Genomic DNA, 16604 nt, shown 5'->3' on the forward strand with positions numbered 1-16604 from the left:
ATGCTGATAATCTGTTGACTAGCAGTCTGACTCCACAAGCACCCACACGAATTGCTTGATTCAGTTGTTAAAGAGCGGTTGGCTGAGTCTTTCGTCTCAACCGAGGCGCGCATTCTACAGCGCCCCGCGTATCTGTCAAGCGGTTATTTTCAGAAGTTTTCAAAGTTTCGCTTCGGAAACATCAACAACTTCAACCACTTGCGCTTCCGATCTCTCGTTAGCGGGAGGCGAATTCTACAGCGCTACTCGCTGCTGTCAACACCTCTTTTTCACCGCTTTCGACCGAGAAGATCGAACCGCCGATAGAGCCAAACAACACCGCTCTATCTGCTCCTTCCGGGCTTCGATGACCTGAAGCCCAACATCTTCGAAACTTACTTAACTCATTGAATCTCAAGTAGTTTTTCGTTTCGACTGCGCCGGAAGTGGGGCGAATTATAGACTTCCAGAATCTGCCGTCAACCCTTAATTTCGCTTTTCTATCAATAAGTTGCGCAGCACTGGAGATCGTCCTTTAAAACGCTCCTCTATATAGAAGAGAACACTCAAAGAACCCCCGCCTCTCTGAACGCCTTCACCGCAGCTTCATCCAAGCCCAGCACTCGCTGCAGCACCTCCAGCGTATGCTCCCCTAATAAAGGGGGCGCATTGCGATATTCCACCGGTGTCTCGGACAGTCGAATCGGACTGGCCACCTGCGGTACGCTACCGGCCAGTACGTGAGGCAATTCCATCGCCAATCCACGCGCCTGCACTTGAGGGTCGGCAAACACCTGGGCAAGGTCGTTGATTGGCCCACACGGCACACCCGCCCGCTCCAATTGAGCCACCCACTCGGCGGTGGTCTTGAACACCGTCGCCTGGCGAATCAACGGAATCAACACCGCCCGATTCGCCACCCGCAGCTTGTTTGTGGCAAAACGCGGGTCGTCAGCCCACTGCGGCTGACCGGCAACCTCAGCGAACTTTCGGAACTGGCCGTCATTACCCACCGTAAGGATGAAATCGCCATCGGCGGTAGGAAAATCCTGATAAGGCACGATGTTCGGGTGAGCGTTGCCCAGCCGCTTCGGTGCGCTACCCGTGGTCAGGTAATTCATCGCCTGGTTGGCCAGGCAAGCCACTTGAACATCCAGCAAGGCCATATCGATGTGCTGCCCGCCACCGGCATGATCACGATGAGCCAGCGCCGCTAAAATAGCAGCCGTCGAATACAGCCCCGTGAGGATATCCGTCAGCGCGACCCCCACCTTCACCGGCCCCGCCCCCTCATCACCCTCAGGGCGGCCAGTCAGGCTCATCAAGCCCCCCAGCCCCTGAATCATGAAGTCATACCCGGCACGCTTGGCATAAGGGCCGGTTTGGCCAAACCCAGTGATCGAGCAATAGATCAATTGCGGATTGATCGCCTTTAGCGACTCGTAGTCCAGACCATAAGCCGCCAGCCCGCCAACCTTGAAGTTTTCGATCAGGATATCGGACTTGGCCGCCAGCTCTCGCACCAGCCGCTGCCCCTCTGGACGCGTGAAATCGATGGTCACCGACTGCTTGTTGCGATTGGCCGACAGATAATAAGCCGCCTCGGTCGTGTTCTCGCCTCGGGCATCCTTCAGGAACGGCGGCCCCCAGGCGCGCGTGTCGTCACCATTGCCGGGACGCTCGACCTTGATGACATCAGCCCCCAGGTCCGCCAGGATCTGTCCGGCCCACGGCCCGGCCAGGACCCTCGATAAATCCAGTACCCGCAGATGCGAAAGCGCGCCCATGAACGTTCTCCTATTAATAGAACGCCTGGATACCGGTTTGCGCACGCCCCAGGATCAGCGCATGAACGTCGTGGGTACCTTCGTAAGTGTTTACGACTTCCAGGTTCACGAGATGACGAGCGATGCCGAACTCATCGGAAATACCATTGCCGCCCAGCATGTCCCTCGCCATGCGAGCGATATCCAGGGACTTGCCGCAGGAGTTGCGCTTCATGATCGAGGTGATCTCGACCGCCGCCGTGCCTTCATCTTTCATACGCCCCAGACGCAGGCATCCCTGCAAGGCCAGCGTGATTTCGGTCTGCATGTCGGCCAGCTTCTTCTGGATCAACTGATTGGCAGCCAGCGGACGCCCAAACTGTTGGCGGTCCAGCGTGTACTGGCGAGCGGTGTGCCAGCAGAACTCAGCTGCACCCAAGGCGCCCCAGGAGATGCCATAACGCGCCGAGTTCAGGCAGGTAAACGGGCCCTTCAGGCCGCGGACATCGGGAAAAATGTTCTCTTCCGGAACGAATACATTGTCCATCACGATTTCGCCAGTGATGGAGGCGCGCAGGCCGACCTTGCCATGAATAGCCGGCGCACTCAGGCCCTTCCAGCCCTTCTCGAGCACGAAGCCGCGGATATCGCCAGCGTCATCCTTACCCCAGACGACAAAGACGTCGGCGATCGGACTGTTGGTGATCCACATTTTGCTACCCGTCAGGCTGTAGCCGCCTTCCACTTTGCGCGCACGAGTAATCATCGCGCCCGGGTCGGAACCATGGTTCGGCTCGGTCAGACCAAAGCAACCGATCCATTCACCAGACGCCAGCTTTGGCAGATACTTCTGTTTTTGCGCCTCGGTACCGAATTCATTGATCGGTACCATGACCAGCGAGGACTGCACGCTCATCATTGAGCGATAACCGGAATCGACGCGCTCGACTTCGCGAGCGATCAGGCCATAGCTGACGTAGTTCAGCCCACTGCCGCCGTACTGCTCAGGAATGGTTGCCCCCAACAGGCCAACTTCACCCATCTCGCGGAAAATCGCCGGGTCGGTCTTCTCATGGCGGAACGCTTCCAGCACCCGCGGCGCGAGCTTCTGCTGGGCGAACTGCTCGGCAGTGTCGCGGATCATGCGTTCTTCTTCGGTGAGCTGCTGATCCAGCAACAATGGATCGATCCAGTTGAAGCTCGCTTTACCGGCCATGAAAGAGTCCTCGCCAATTAAATGAAAATCGTGGATTGATCCTAGGCGCGCTTTCCTACAAGGGCAAACGAGGATTGCGCACTATCTTGTGCTAATTTCTCACTCCGTAAACGCCATAAACCCCGTTTATGTCGATATTGAGTGAGGCTTGCGTACATGCGCCGTAAAATCCCCAGCACCACCGCCCTGATCAGTTTCGAGGCTGCCGCACGTCATGAGAGCTTCACCAAGGCGGCGCACGAGCTTTCTCTTACGCAAGGCGCTATCTGTCGACAGATCGCCAGCCTGGAAGACTTCCTCAGCGTGGAGCTTTTCCGACGCTCACGTCGAGGCGTCAAACTGACCGAAGCCGGCCTTTCCTACAGCCGTCGAGTTGCCACCCAACTGGATGCCGTCGAACGCGACGCTCTTTCAGTGATGGGACACACCGGTGCGAACGTGATCGAACTGGCCGTGGTTCCAACCTTCGGCACTCAATGGCTGCTACCACGCCTCAAGGATTTCCAGCAGCAGCATCCGGAAGTCACCGTCAACCTGACCAACCGCACACGGCCCTTTCTCTTCGCGGACACAGAGTTTGATGCCGCCATCTATTTTGGTGATGCGGACTGGTCCGGTACCGAATCCCACAAACTGATGGGGGAAAATCCGATGCCGGTATGCAGCCCTACCTTACTGGGAGGCCGGACGAGCCTGACACCAGAGGCCATCGCCGAATTGCCCTTGCTCCAGCAGACCACTCGCCCCTATGCGTGGCGCCAGTGGTTCAACGCCCAGAACCTGAACATTGCACGAGACCTGACAGGCCCGCGTTATGAACTATTCTCCATGCTTGCCCAAGCGGCCATGCACGACATGGGCGTTGCGCTGATTCCGCCCTTCTTGATTCAGCGCGAGCTGGCAGAGAAACGACTGGTCGTGGCCAACCGTAGCGCGCTATCGAGCATCAAGGCCTACTACCTGATGATTCCAGAGCGAAAGGTCGAATCCGCCTCTCTTCGAGCTTTTCGCGATTGGCTCGTGAAGCAAGCAAGCAACTATAACCTTGATTAATAAAGAAAAACTTTAAACAGACTTAGGTAGTCAACTAACAGAAGACGCTACAGATATAAGTTTATGTCGCATTCAGTCAATCTGTTATGAAGCCCGTGCAGTAGTCTCCAAAGCGTTCAAATACATGGCTTTGAGCCATATTGCGCAGCGCATCAGGGCCTATTCATCTGGCCGATGGGAAAAATTGTCAATTTGAACCTTAACCCTTGGAAAGCACGGCCTACACGGGATGCCGATCGATAATTGCGACATTCGGTCACAGGGTGACTTGTAGTTAATTTTCCGTCACCCGTCATAATCCCTTGAAGGGCTGAATTTTCGCCTGCAAAATGCCGCGCCCCGCCTGGTTTGGCGGGATCGTGCTGATCGGCCGCCCCAGCCGCACCATCCGAAGTGCCTGGGTTTACTCAATAAGATCACGCAGGAGATTTGACGTGCACATTGGTGTTCCCCTCGAAACCCAAACGGGTGAAACACGGGTTGCTGCTACCCCGGAAACCATCAAGAAGCTGATCGGCCAAGGCCATAAAGTCACTGTTCAAAGCGGCGCCGGCATCAAGGCCAGCGTTATCGACAGTGCCTATGAGGCGGCGGGCGCAACCATTGGCAGTGCCAGTGATGCATTCGGGGCCGAGCTGATCCTCAAGGTGGTTGCCCCCAGCGACAGCGAACTGGCGCTGATCAAGAGCGGCACCGTTCTGGTGGGCATGCTCAATCCGTTCAACAACGAAACCATCGCCAAGCTGGCCGAACGCGGCATTACCGCTTTTGCCCTTGAGGCCGCGCCACGTACCTCCCGCGCCCAAAGCCTGGATGTGCTGTCGTCTCAAGCGAACATTGCCGGCTATAAAGCCGTGCTGCTGGCCGCCCATCACTATCCGCGCTTCATGCCGATGCTGATGACCGCCGCTGGCACTGTGAAAGCGGCGCGTGTGCTGATTCTCGGCGCGGGCGTGGCGGGGTTGCAGGCGATTGCCACGGCGAAACGCCTGGGTGCGGTAATCGAGGCTTCGGATGTGCGCCCGGCGGTGAAGGAGCAAATCGAATCCCTCGGCGCCAAGTTCGTCGACGTGCCTTACGAAACCGACGAAGAGCGTGAATGCGCCGTCGGCGTCGGTGGTTACGCCCGGCCAATGCCGGCTAGCTGGATGCAGCGCCAGGCCCAAGCCGTGCACGAGCGCGCGAAGCAGGCGGACATCGTCATCACCACCGCACTGATTCCGGGCCGCAAGGCACCGACGCTGCTGAGTGCCGAAACCGTCGCGCAGATGAAACCGGGCTCGGTGGTCATCGACCTCGCGGCAGCCCAGGGCGGTAACTGCCCGCTGACCGTGGCCGATCAGGTGGTTGTCGAGAATGGCGTGACCATTTGCGGTCCGACCAACCTGGCCGGTGAAGTCGCGGCAGACGCTTCGGCGCTGTACGCCCGCAACCTGCTGGACTTCCTGAAGCTGGTCTTCACCAAGGAAGGTCAGTTCGACGTGAACCTGGAAGACGACATCGTCGCCGCGTGCCTGATGTGCCGCGACGGCCAAGTCATCCGCAAAAACGCCTAAGCAGGGACTCAGACAATGGAAGAGCTTATCTCCCCCGGTATCTACAACCTGATCATCTTTGTGCTGGCGATTTATGTCGGTTACCACGTGGTCTGGAACGTAACACCTGCGCTGCACACGCCATTGATGGCGGTGACCAACGCCATTTCGGCGATCGTGATCGTCGGCGCCATGCTCGCCGCTGCGCTGACCGTAACGCCTCTGGGCAAGACCATGGGCACCCTCGCCGTGGCCCTGGCCGCGGTCAACGTATTCGGTGGCTTCCTGGTCACGCGCCGCATGCTTGAGATGTTCAAGAAAAAAGCCCCGAAAGCCGTAAAAGAAGAGGCGCCCAAGTAATGAGCATGAACCTGGTAACGACGCTCTACCTGATCGCGTCGATCTGCTTCATCCAGGCCCTCAAAGGCCTGTCGCACCCCACCACCTCCCGCCGTGGCAACCTGTTCGGCATGCTCGGCATGGCGCTGGCGGTGCTCACCACTGTGGGCCTCATCTATAAGCTGGGTGCTGAGCTGGCCACTGCTGGCATCGGCTACGTCATCGTCGGCCTGCTGGTCGGCGGTACCGCCGGCTCGATCATGGCCAAGCGCGTCGAGATGACCAAGATGCCGGAGCTGGTGGCATTCATGCACAGCATGATCGGCCTGGCGGCGGTGTTCATTGCCATCGCGGCGGTCGTCGAGCCGCAATCGCTGGGCATCGTCAAGCAACTGGGTGATTCGATTCCGGCCGGTAACCGCCTGGAGCTGTTTCTCGGCGCAGCCATTGGTGCAATCACCTTCTCCGGTTCGGTGATCGCCTTCGGCAAGCTCTCGGGCAAGTACAAGTTCCGCCTGTTCCAGGGCGCACCGGTACAGTTTGGTGGCCAGCATAAGCTCAACCTGATCCTGGGCCTGGCAACACTGGGCCTGGGCCTGACCTTCATGTTCACCGGCAACCTCGGCGCGTTCGCCTTGATGCTGGCCCTGGCCTTTGTTCTGGGCGTGCTGATCATCATCCCGATCGGCGGCGCGGACATGCCGGTGGTGGTCTCGATGCTCAACAGTTATTCCGGTTGGGCCGCAGCAGGCATCGGTTTCTCGCTGAACAACTCGATGCTGATCATTGCCGGTTCGTTGGTGGGTTCGAGCGGTGCGATCCTGTCGTACATCATGTGCAAGGCGATGAACCGTTCGTTCTTCAACGTGCTGCTCGGCGGTTTCGGCAACACCCCGGACGCAGCAGGTCCGGCAGGCTCGAAAGAAGCCCGTCCGGTGAAATCCGGCTCGGCTGACGACGCGACCTTCCTGCTGACCAACGCCGACACGGTGATCATCGTCCCAGGCTACGGCCTGGCGGTAGCACGGGCGCAGCACGCGCTGAAAGAGCTGACCGAGAAGCTGACCCACCACGGCGTGACCGTCAAATACGCGATCCATCCGGTGGCCGGTCGCATGCCCGGGCACATGAACGTGCTACTGGCCGAGGCCGAAGTGCCTTACGACCAGGTGTTCGAGATGGAAGACATCAACTCCGAGTTCGGCCAGGCCGATGTGGTGCTGGTGCTCGGCGCCAACGACGTGGTCAACCCGGCGGCGAAGAACGATCCAAAGTCGCCAATTGCCGGCATGCCGATCCTCGAGGCCTTCAAGGCCAAGACCATCATCGTCAACAAGCGCTCGATGGCCAGCGGCTACGCGGGCCTGGACAACGAACTGTTCTATCTCGACAAGACCATGATGGTGTTCGGTGACGCCAAGAAGGTCATCGAAGACATGGTCAAAGCAGTGGAATAACGCTAACGGCTTCGCCATCAACGCCCCGACTCGTCGGGGCGTTTTGATTTGTATCAAGGCCGAACGTTACCGATCCGGTAATAATGTTTTGCCTGAAACCCCCGTAATAGAGGCCTTAAATGCGACCTTTGTAGCGGGTCGGGCACCGCGCGAATTCACTAGACTGCGCATCTTGCTTTCCAGCCCGAGATAACAACCTATGTACCGTGATCGCATCCGCTTGCCTTCGTTATTGAATAAAGTGATGAGCGCTGCCGAAGCAGCCTTGTTGATTCAGGACGGCATGACCGTCGGCATGAGCGGCTTCACCCGCGCCGGAGAAGCGAAAGCAGTGCCCCACGCCCTGGCCGAGCGCGCCAAGGTCACTCCGCTGAAAATCAGCCTGATGACCGGTGCGAGCCTGGGTAATGACCTCGACAAGGAACTCACCGAGGCCGGCGTGCTGGCGCGGCGTATGCCATTCCAGGTCGACAGCACGTTGCGCAAGGCGATCAACGCAGGCGAGGTGATGTTCATCGACCAGCATCTCTCGGAAACTGTTGAGCAACTGCGCAACGGCCAGCTCAAGCTGCCCGACATTGCCGTGATCGAAGCGGTGGCCATCACCGAGCAAGGGCATATCGTACCGACCACATCGGTAGGTAACTCGGCCAGTTTCGCCATCTTCGCCCGGCAAGTGATCATCGAGATCAACATGGCCCATAACCCGAACCTGGAAGGCCTGCACGACATCTACATCCCGACTTATCGCCCGACCCGCACCCCAATCCCCCTGGTGAAAGTCGACGACCGCATTGGCAGCCCCGCCATCCCGATCCCGCCGGAAAAAATTGCCGCCATCGTCATCACCAATCAAGGGGACTCGCCTTCGACCGTCGCGCCTCCGGACAGCGACACCCAGGCCATCGCCGATCACCTGATCGACTTCTTCAAGCAGGAAGTTGCAGCCGGGCGCATGACCAACAAGCTCGGGCCGTTGCAGGCCGGGATTGGCAACATCGCCAACGCTGTGATGTGCGGGCTGATCGATTCCCCGTTCGAAGACCTGACCATGTATTCCGAGGTCCTGCAGGACTCGACATTTGACTTGATCGACGCTGGCAAGCTGGGCTTCGCCTCCGGCAGCTCTATCACGCTGTCGAGCCGACGCAACGCCGACGTGTTCGGAAATCTGGAAAGGTATAAGGACAAACTGGTCCTGCGCCCGCAGGAAATCTCCAACCATCCCGAAGTCGTACGCCGCCTCGGCATCATTGGTATCAACACCGCGCTGGAGTTCGACCTCTACGGCAACGTCAACTCCACCCACATATGCGGTACTCGGATGATGAATGGCATTGGCGGTTCGGGGGATTTCGCCCGCAACGCCCACTTGGCGATTTTCGTCACCAAGTCGATTGCCAAGGGCGGCGCCATTTCCAGTGTCGTGCCGATGGTCAGCCATGTGGACCATACCGAACACGATGTCGACATCCTGGTGACCGAGATCGGCCTGGCCGACCTGCGTGGCCTGGCGCCAAGGGAGCGGGCACGGGTGGTCATCGACAACTGCGTGCACCCGTCCTACCGCCAGGCGTTGAATGATTATTTCGAAGCAGCGTGCGCTCTGGGTGGGCATACCCCGCATATCCTGCGCGATGCACTGAGTTGGCACGTCAACCTCGAAGAAACCGGGCGCATGTTGGCCGTCTGATACAGCTGGATCACCGCTATCGCAAATACAGTTTTGATTGGAGGCTGACATCCAAGCCTTGAGCGACAAAAACTGTACTGCTGTACCGGTGTTTTCTTACAGTCTTTTCCCACAGAACATCAGTCATTCGCCAAAAACGCACCAATATCGTGCAGACAGGTACAGTTGCCTCAATATTGACCAGCACACCGCTCTTTAACAGTTAACTGGTCTCTCACAATACAGGTGAACTGTATCTAGAGAGACTGGCCAAACGAGAGGATCATGGGCACCAGTTAAACCACTACCTAATCCCGCCACAAGCGGAAGGATGTCAACCATGGAACGTACACTCAGTTCCGAGCTGTTTTTCGAAGACAAAGCTGAAAAAAACCAGGCTTCCCTGCCTCTTCGCGTTATCGCTAACCTGATGTTGTGGCAGCGCCGCATCGCCAGCCGCCACCAACTGGCTCGTCTGGATTCGCGCCTGCTGGCTGACGCCGGTATCAGCGAAGCACAACGTTACGAAGAGCTGAGCAAGCCGTTCTGGCGCTAACTCAGCGTCGCTGGCCCTGACCCACCGGGTCCACCGCCAGCACCGAATTGAACAAACAAGACCCGTCGCGGGAAACCGCGACGGGTCTTGTCGTTTCCGGGCCTGTTTTTTTGAAGACCGGAGAGACATAACAGTTTTCTGATAATTAAAAACATACCAGCACAGTTCATCTTGAGCCGTAGCGCCCAATGCGGGCATCATGCTGCCGATGACTGTCGCAAAGGGCTGTCAGCCAACGCGTTCTGTCCTAATATCGATACCAACGTGGCGAAGCGAGTCGAGCATGCGTCTCTTCTTCCAGCTACACGCACCGGCATCACCTCATCCTTCAAGGAGTTTCCTCATGATCCGTCTTCGCCTGCTCAGCGCAGCTGCCCTGCTGGCCGTAGCCGCCCACTCCAACGCCAGCAGCTTTATCGTTACCACTGACTCCATCGTCGGCGCACTCAAGGCCACGTCCGACGTGACCTCCGATGCGACCTCATCACTGCGGGACAACAAGATCGTTCAAGCCGCCCGTGATGACGCCGCCAGCTTCGTGGCCAGCGAAGGCGCCATCCGTGGTGTGAAACTGGAAAGTGCCCTGGATTACATCCGCCAGCAGGCACCACAGCTCAACGCCACCGATGCACAGCTGGCCCAGGCCATCCTGGTGATCTGATGCAACATGAAACATCGGGCACCCAATGGTGTTCCGATGTTTCAGCACTGGCTCTGGCCCGCAGGTTTGCGCTAGCCTTCAGGCTCGCCATCAACCGTCGAGTCCCATGCGTTTTTACTCAGATCTGTTCATCGCGTCTTTCTTCGTCGTTTTTTGCTGGTCTGTTCCGGCCCATGCTTTCGATGTGTCCACCCAGCAAGTGGTGGTCAGCGGCTACGCCACGAGCATGGTGACCTCCGCGCCCTTCGACCATAAACTGATCGTCGCCGCTCACGATGACGCTGCGGCCTTCATTGCCAGTGACGGGCAGCTGCGAGGTGCACAACTGGAATCGGCCCTGGATTACCTGCGCCGGACCCAGCCAAAACTTCACCTCAGCGACCTTGAACTGGCACAGGCAATTCTCGTCCAATAGTTATCCTTATTTCTCCGGAGTCGTTCCATGCGTAGCCCGCTGATTGCTGCCGCCCTAGGCCTGCTGGTGTTGGCCGATGTGGCCCAGGCACATACCCTGGTAGCCACCAGTAACATCATCGTTCGCGCTTCCCAGCGCACGATTGATTTCACGTCCGACACTACCACCTCCATCCGTGACTCAAAAATCGTCCGCGAAGCCCATGACGATGCGGCCAGTTTTGTCGCCAGCAATGGTGAGATTCGTGGCGCTCATCTCGAGGCCGCCTTCGACACCTTGCGCACTCGCGTGCCGGAAGCCCGCGACGCCAGTGACCAGGTTCTCGCCGAAGCCATCCTCGCATTGTGAGGCGATTCGCCGCCTGGCTGGCGGCCGGGGTCTTGCTGCTCACGGGCAGCATGGCCCAGGCCGGCTTGCAACTGCACCTCAACGTCGAAGGACTGAGCCCGGCGCAACAGCAGGCCAGCCAGGCGCTGCTCGATGAAGCCATGCAGGCGCTGCCGCCGCGCTTCATCGAGCGGCTGGACCGACGCATCGATGTCGGCTGGACCGACCAGATGCCGGCCAACGCCTACGGCCAGGCCTCGCTGGTGTCGCAACTGGACCTCAATAGCAACCTGCTCGACAGCCTTGTCGACGGCAGCGCCGCGACGCAAAAGACCCATCGCCCCCACGGCACCGTGCGACGGGAAATGCTCGCCACCGTTTTGCACGAACTGACCCACATTTATGACCGCTCGCGTCTATGGCCCGATGCCGAGCGTACGCTGATCCAGCGTTGCACTCGACGCAACAGCAGCGCCGGGTTGATCGGCCTTCCCGATGAATGCCGGGGCCAGAACGACCGCCGCTTCACTCTCAGCGATGACCCTCGGTTGCTGGACCTCGCCGGCTGGCCACAATACGTCGGCCGGCGCGGTGAGCGGGAACAGCACAACCGCCAGGTCGCCCGCAGCCCGGATCTCTATGAAACGAGCAGCCCCAAGGAGTTCGTCGCGGTCAACATGGAGTACTTTCTCCTCGACCCGAGCTACGCCTGCCGACGCCCCGCCCTGTATCGCTATTATCAGGAACACTTCGGTTGGGCACCCCCCGCCAAGGACACCTGCGCCAAATCGTTCGCCTTCCTCAACGCCGGCAACGACTTCGCCAAGACACCACTGGGCAAGGTTGATCCCGAGCGGGTCTATGCCATTGATTACCTGCTGGCCGAAGCCAACCAGAACTGGGTGAGCCGCTGGGGCCACAGCATGCTCCGGCTGGTGATCTGCGCACCGGGTCGCCCACGTGGCCCGGACTGCCGACTGGATCTGGACCAACACCTGGTGCTGTCATACCGCGCCTTCGTCGGCGATGTGCAGCTATCAAGTTGGGACGGGCTGGTCGGTAAATACCCGTCGCGCCTGTTCGTATTGCCGCTGGCCCAGGTGATCGATGAATACACCAAGACCGAACTGCGCAGCCTGGCATCGGTGCCACTGAACCTGTCGCGCACCGAGATCGAGGAGACGGTCGAGCACGCTGCCGAAATGCACTGGAGCTACGACGGCAACTATTACTTCCTGTCCAATAACTGCGCCGTGGAAAGCTTGAAGCTGCTGCGCAGCGGCAGCAATAACGCGCAGCTCAACGGCCTGGACAGCATCCTGCCCAACGGCTTGTTGGAAGTCCTCAAGGGCCGAGGCCTGGCGGACACCAGCGTGCTGGATGATCCCAAGGAAGCCTTGCGCCTGGGCTACCGCTTCGACTCATTCCGTGAGCGGTATCAGGCGATGTTCGATGTGTTGAAGAAGTATCTGCCGATCAAGCAGCAAACGGTGGAAGACTGGCTGGCCCTTGACGCCGCAGAGCGCCGCGTCTGGTTCGAACAGGCCGACCTGCGCACCAGCGCGGCGCTATTGCTGCTGGAACAGGCCAGTTATCGTCGGCAATTGTTGTTGGCGCAGGATGAAGTCAAACAGCGCTACCTTGGGGCCCGTGAATTGCAGAATGGCGGTATGGAAAGGGCTAACGCGACGTTGCAGCAGATCCTCGCCAACAGCGGCTTCCTCAGCCGTCCCGCTGAGTTGTTGGGCAGCAGCGGCTACGGCTTGCCGCAACCCAGCGAGTGGCAACGCTTGGAATCGGAAAGCAGCTTGCGTCAGAAACAGCTTCAAACGCTGACAGGCGACCTGGACAAGGAAGTCCGGGCATTGCTCGAGCCAAGCCGCGCCGCTGAAATTGCTGCGAGCGAGGCCAATGTGAAAGTGATCGGCGAGCATTTGCGCAAACTGCATAAGGCCGGGGGCGGGTTGGAATTGCCCTGATCTCCCTGCCACATGTTAAGACAGGCGACATGATGAACCTGTGGCGAGGGGATTTATCCCCGCTGGACTGCGAAGCAGTCCCGAGAAGTCGATACTGCATGGAGCCGAATTGGGGCCGCTTCGCGCCCCAGCGGGGATAAATCCCCTCGCCACAAAAGCCAGGCCTCAGACATCAACCGCCAAGCATTTCATGCGCAATAAAAAAGGGTTCAGAACCCAGTTCTGAACCCCTTTTTTGTGCCTGCGAGTCGAATCAAAATCAGCCCAGACGCGCCTTGCGCACACCCTCAGCCAGGGCGGCACACAAGCTCAACACGCCATCAATCGCCTGTTCCGACGTATCGGCATTGGCGATATGGTCGATCAGCGCCGAGCCAACCACCACCCCATCAGCCAATCGAGCGATGGCCGCCGCCTGCTCCGGCGTACGAATACCGAAACCAATGCTGATCGGCAAATCGGTGTGACGACGCAGCCGCGCCACGGCTTCTTCCACGTGTTCCAGCGTCGCGGCACCGGCACCGGTCACTCCCGCCACCGACACGTAATATACAAAGCCCGAACTGCCGTTGAGCACCGTCGGCAAACGTACATCGTCCGTGGTTGGCGTGGTCAGGCGGATGAAGTCCAGGCCAGCTGCCTGGGCCGGTTCGCACAGTTCGCTGTTGTGTTCGGGCGGCATGTCCACAACGATCAGGCCATCCACGCCAGATTCCAGCGCCTCGCCAATGAAACGCTGCACGCCATAACGGTGGATCGGGTTGAAGTAGCCCATCAGCACCAACGGCGTCTCGCTGTTGTCTTTGCGGAACTCACGAACCATCTGCAGGGTTTTCGCCAGGTTCTGCTGGGCGCCCAAGGCACGAATATTCGCCAACTGGATCGCCGGGCCGTCGGCCATCGGGTCGGTGAACGGCATGCCCAGCTCGATGACATCGGCACCGGCCGCTGGCAGGCCCTTTAGGATTGCCAGCGAGGTGTCGTAGTCCGGGTCGCCAGCCGTGACGAAAGTCACCAGGGCGGCGCGGTTCTGTTCCTTGAGTTCGGCAAAACGGGTTTGCAGGCGGCTCATCAGTGTTTCTCCTGCTGGGACTGTTCCATGTGGTGCATCACGGTTTGCATGTCTTTGTCGCCACGGCCGGACAGGTTGACCACCATCAGGTGATCCTTCGGCAGGTTCGGTGCGCGTTTGAACACTTCCGCCAGGGCATGGGCGCTTTCCAGTGCAGGAATGATCCCTTCCAGTCGGCAGCATTTGTGAAAGGCTTCCAAGGCTTCAGCGTCGGTCACCGAGGTGTACTGGACGCGACCAATGTCGTGCAACCAGGCATGTTCCGGACCGATGCCGGGGTAGTCGAGACCGGCGGAAATCGAATGGGCGTCGATGATCTGACCATCGTCGTCCTGCAACAGGAAGGTGCGGTTGCCGTGCAGTACACCGGGGACGCCGCCGTTCAGGCTCGCCGCATGCTTACCGGTCTCGATGCCATAACCGGCGGCTTCGACGCCGATGATCTCGACACTCTTGTCGTCCAGGAACGGGTGGAACAGGCCCATGGCGTTGGAGCCGCCGCCGATGCACGCCACCAGGCTGTCCGGCAGGCGGCCTTCCTGGGCTTGCAACTGCTCGCGGGTTTCCTTACCGATCACAGCCTGGAAGTCACGCACCATCGCCGGATACGGATGCGGGCCAGCCACGGTACCGATCAGGTAGAACGTGCTATCAACGTTGGTGACCCAGTCACGCAGGGCCTCGTTCATTGCATCTTTCAAGGTACCGGTGCCAGCGACCACCGGGATCACTTCAGCGCCCAGCAGCTTCATGCGGAACACGTTGGCCTGCTGGCGCTCGATGTCGGTGGTGCCCATGTAGATCACGCAATCGAGGCCAAAACGCGCGGCCACAGTGGCGGTGGCCACACCGTGCATGCCGGCGCCGGTCTCGGCGATGATGCGTTTTTTGCCCATGCGCCGCGCCAGCAGGATCTGGCCGATGCAGTTGTTGATCTTGTGCGCGCCGGTGTGGTTCAGCTCTTCACGCTTGAGATAGATCTTGGCACCGCCACAGTATTCGGTCAGGCGCTCGGCGAAGTAGAGCGGACTCGGACGACCGACGTAATCGCGCTGGAAGTAGGCCAACTCTTCGAGGAACGCCGGATCTTCCTTCGCCACTTCGTATTCGCGGGCCAGATCGAGGATCAGTGGCATCAGGGTTTCGGCCACATAGCGGCCACCGAACGCACCGAACAGGCCGTTGGCATCGGGACCGCTGCGCAGGTTGAAAGGGGTCGTGGACTGGGTCATCGGGCGCTCCAAGCAAATGCGTTGAAAGACAATGAGGTTCACTCTACCCCTGACATCCGCCACTGAAAACCGATAAGATCGCCACAACCTGTCAGAAAAACTCACAGATAACATGAGCCACGACCTTCCCCCCCTCAACGCCTTGCGCGCCTTCGAGGCCACCGCCCGCCTGAACAGCGTAAGCCAGGCGGCCGAACAGCTGCACGTCACCCATGGTGCCGTAAGTCGACAGCTGAAGGTGCTGGAAGAGCATTTAGGTGTCAGCCTGTTCGCCAAGGATGGACGCGGCTTGAAACTCACAGATGCCGGCATGCGTCTGCGGGATGTCAGCGCCGATGCGTTCGAGCGACTGCGTGGTGTTTGTGCGGAACTGACGCAAAGTACGGCCGATGCCCCGTTTGTCCTGGGCTGCTCGGGAAGTTTGCTGGCACGCTGGTTTATTCCCCGCCTGGGCAGGCTCAATGCCGACCTGCCGGATTTGCGCCTGCACCTGTCCGCTGGCGAGGGCGACCTGGACCCCAGGCGACCGGGACTGGACGCCTTGCTGGTATTCGCCGAACCACCCTGGCCTGCCGACATGCAGGTGTATGAACTGGTGAGCGAGCGGATCGGCCCGGTGATGAGCCCGCACTACGCCGGGTTCGCTCGCTTGCAGGGCGCACCGGCCAGCGCGCTGCTGGACGAGCCGTTGCTGCACACCACCTCCCGCCCACAGGCCTGGCCGACCTGGGCACAGCAAAACGACCTTGATCCCCGGGCATTGAAGTTCGGGCAAGGATTCGAGCATTTGTATTATTTGCTGGAGGCCGCCGTAGCGGGGCTCGGCGTGGCGATCGCGCCCGAGCCGCTGGTGGCTGAGGACGTGCGCGCCGGTCGCCTGGTCGCGCCGTGGGGTTTCGATGAAACGGCGGCGCGCCTGGCGTTGTGGCTACCCAAGCGCGCCGCAGACGGGCGCGCTCGGCAATTGGCCCAGTGGCTCAGGCATGAGCTGAGCCAACCGACTCAGTCGCCGCGCTTGCACAGCAAGTAAGCAGCCAGTAGACCCAGCGCACCCACTGCGACACCCGCCGTGGTCCAAGGGTGTTCCTGCGCGTAGTCGCGTGTGGCGATCCCGGTTTCACGGGTTTTCACCTTGACCTCTTCATACGCGTCGCTGAGCAGATGGCGAGAATGTTTCAGGGCGTTCTCGGCATTGGCCTTGAGCGACTTGAGGGTCTTACGCGACTCGTCCGAAGCGTCGTCCTTCAGGCTTTCCAACGACTTGAGCAGACTCTCGATCTCCGCTTCCATGCTTTGCAACGAGGCTTTGCGTAACGAATTGCTGGCCATGGTGGCTCTCTCCTGC

At 59.5% G+C, this 16604-nt stretch carries 16 protein-coding genes; 11 read left to right on the forward strand and 5 right to left on the reverse strand.

All coding sequences use genetic code 11. The features are described 5' to 3' along the window. Positions 1-545 precede the first annotated feature (545 nt). Complete coding sequence (locus Q7F16_RS08320; RefSeq protein ID WP_046064719.1) at positions 546-1766, reverse strand: CaiB/BaiF CoA transferase family protein; 1221 nt, start codon at positions 1764-1766, stop codon at positions 546-548. A gap of 13 nt (positions 1767-1779) precedes the next feature. After that, a complete protein-coding gene (locus Q7F16_RS08325) occupies positions 1780-2961 on the reverse strand; it encodes an acyl-CoA dehydrogenase (RefSeq protein WP_014335919.1) in 1182 nt (393 codons plus the stop codon). Positions 2962-3117: 156 nt separating this feature from the next. Here Q7F16_RS08325 and Q7F16_RS08330 point away from each other — a divergent pair, with 156 nt between their 5' ends. The 10 genes from Q7F16_RS08330 (at position 3118) to Q7F16_RS08375 (ending at position 12955) form a co-directional block, all read left to right on the forward strand. After that, positions 3118-4014 (forward strand): LysR family transcriptional regulator, encoded by an 897-nt coding sequence (locus Q7F16_RS08330; RefSeq protein WP_046064718.1) that lies wholly within the window; start codon positions 3118-3120, stop codon positions 4012-4014. Between the two features lie 434 nt (positions 4015-4448). Then, a complete protein-coding gene (locus Q7F16_RS08335) occupies positions 4449-5570 on the forward strand; it encodes a Re/Si-specific NAD(P)(+) transhydrogenase subunit alpha (RefSeq protein WP_079301422.1) in 1122 nt (373 codons plus the stop codon). Positions 5571-5585: 15 nt separating this feature from the next. Beyond that, positions 5586-5909, forward strand: a complete 324-nt coding sequence (locus tag Q7F16_RS08340; RefSeq protein ID WP_003187010.1) for an NAD(P) transhydrogenase subunit alpha — start codon at positions 5586-5588, stop codon at positions 5907-5909. Further along, positions 5909-7345: an NAD(P)(+) transhydrogenase (Re/Si-specific) subunit beta gene (locus Q7F16_RS08345; RefSeq protein WP_014335916.1), complete on the forward strand. Its 1437-nt coding sequence runs from the start codon at positions 5909-5911 to the stop codon at positions 7343-7345. Before Q7F16_RS08340 ends, Q7F16_RS08345 begins: the two co-directional genes overlap by 1 nt. A 199-nt stretch (positions 7346-7544) precedes the next feature. Then, positions 7545-9038 (forward strand): acetyl-CoA hydrolase/transferase family protein, encoded by a 1494-nt coding sequence (locus Q7F16_RS08350; protein WP_014335915.1) that lies wholly within the window; start codon positions 7545-7547, stop codon positions 9036-9038. Positions 9039-9357: 319 nt separating this feature from the next. Continuing rightward, entirely contained in the window at positions 9358-9573 is a 216-nt protein-coding gene (locus Q7F16_RS08355; RefSeq protein WP_003187014.1) for a DUF1127 domain-containing protein, read from the forward strand. A 343-nt stretch (positions 9574-9916) separates the two neighbouring features. After that, entirely contained in the window at positions 9917-10234 is a 318-nt protein-coding gene (locus tag Q7F16_RS08360) for a DUF2388 domain-containing protein (RefSeq protein ID WP_046064716.1), read from the forward strand. 106 nt (positions 10235-10340) lie between these two features. Next, complete coding sequence (locus Q7F16_RS08365) at positions 10341-10649, forward strand: DUF2388 domain-containing protein (RefSeq protein WP_409555619.1); 309 nt, start codon at positions 10341-10343, stop codon at positions 10647-10649. 27 nt (positions 10650-10676) lie between these two features. Next, positions 10677-10997: a DUF2388 domain-containing protein gene (locus Q7F16_RS08370; RefSeq protein WP_003187020.1), complete on the forward strand. Its 321-nt coding sequence runs from the start codon at positions 10677-10679 to the stop codon at positions 10995-10997. After that, on the forward strand, positions 10994-12955 hold the full coding sequence (locus Q7F16_RS08375; protein ID WP_046064715.1) for a DUF7844 domain-containing protein: 1962 nt from the start codon (positions 10994-10996) through the stop codon (positions 12953-12955). Before Q7F16_RS08370 ends, Q7F16_RS08375 begins: the two co-directional genes overlap by 4 nt. A gap of 259 nt (positions 12956-13214) precedes the next feature. Here Q7F16_RS08375 and trpA read toward each other — a convergent pair whose 3' ends face one another. Next, positions 13215-14027 carry a tryptophan synthase subunit alpha gene (trpA, locus tag Q7F16_RS08380; RefSeq protein ID WP_046064714.1) on the reverse strand — a complete coding sequence of 271 codons (813 nt, stop codon included), beginning with the start codon at positions 14025-14027 and terminating at the stop codon, positions 13215-13217. Beyond that, positions 14027-15259, reverse strand: a complete 1233-nt coding sequence (trpB, locus tag Q7F16_RS08385; RefSeq protein WP_014335911.1) for a tryptophan synthase subunit beta — start codon at positions 15257-15259, stop codon at positions 14027-14029. The genes trpA and trpB overlap by 1 nt, the downstream gene beginning before the upstream one ends. Positions 15260-15371: 112 nt before the next feature. Here trpB and Q7F16_RS08390 point away from each other — a divergent pair, with 112 nt between their 5' ends. Continuing rightward, positions 15372-16289: a LysR family transcriptional regulator gene (locus Q7F16_RS08390; protein WP_409555620.1), complete on the forward strand. Its 918-nt coding sequence runs from the start codon at positions 15372-15374 to the stop codon at positions 16287-16289. On the opposite strand, the gene Q7F16_RS08395 is transcribed toward Q7F16_RS08390, so the two are convergent. Further along, complete coding sequence (locus Q7F16_RS08395; protein ID WP_003196426.1) at positions 16262-16588, reverse strand: DUF883 family protein; 327 nt, start codon at positions 16586-16588, stop codon at positions 16262-16264. The two genes, Q7F16_RS08390 and Q7F16_RS08395, sit on opposite strands and share 28 nt — an antisense overlap. Positions 16589-16604: the final 16 nt, after the last annotated feature.

The organism is Pseudomonas sp. Lb2C2, from assembly GCF_052112205.1.
GTDB classification, from domain to species: Bacteria; Pseudomonadota; Gammaproteobacteria; order Pseudomonadales; family Pseudomonadaceae; genus Aquipseudomonas; species Aquipseudomonas kilonensis.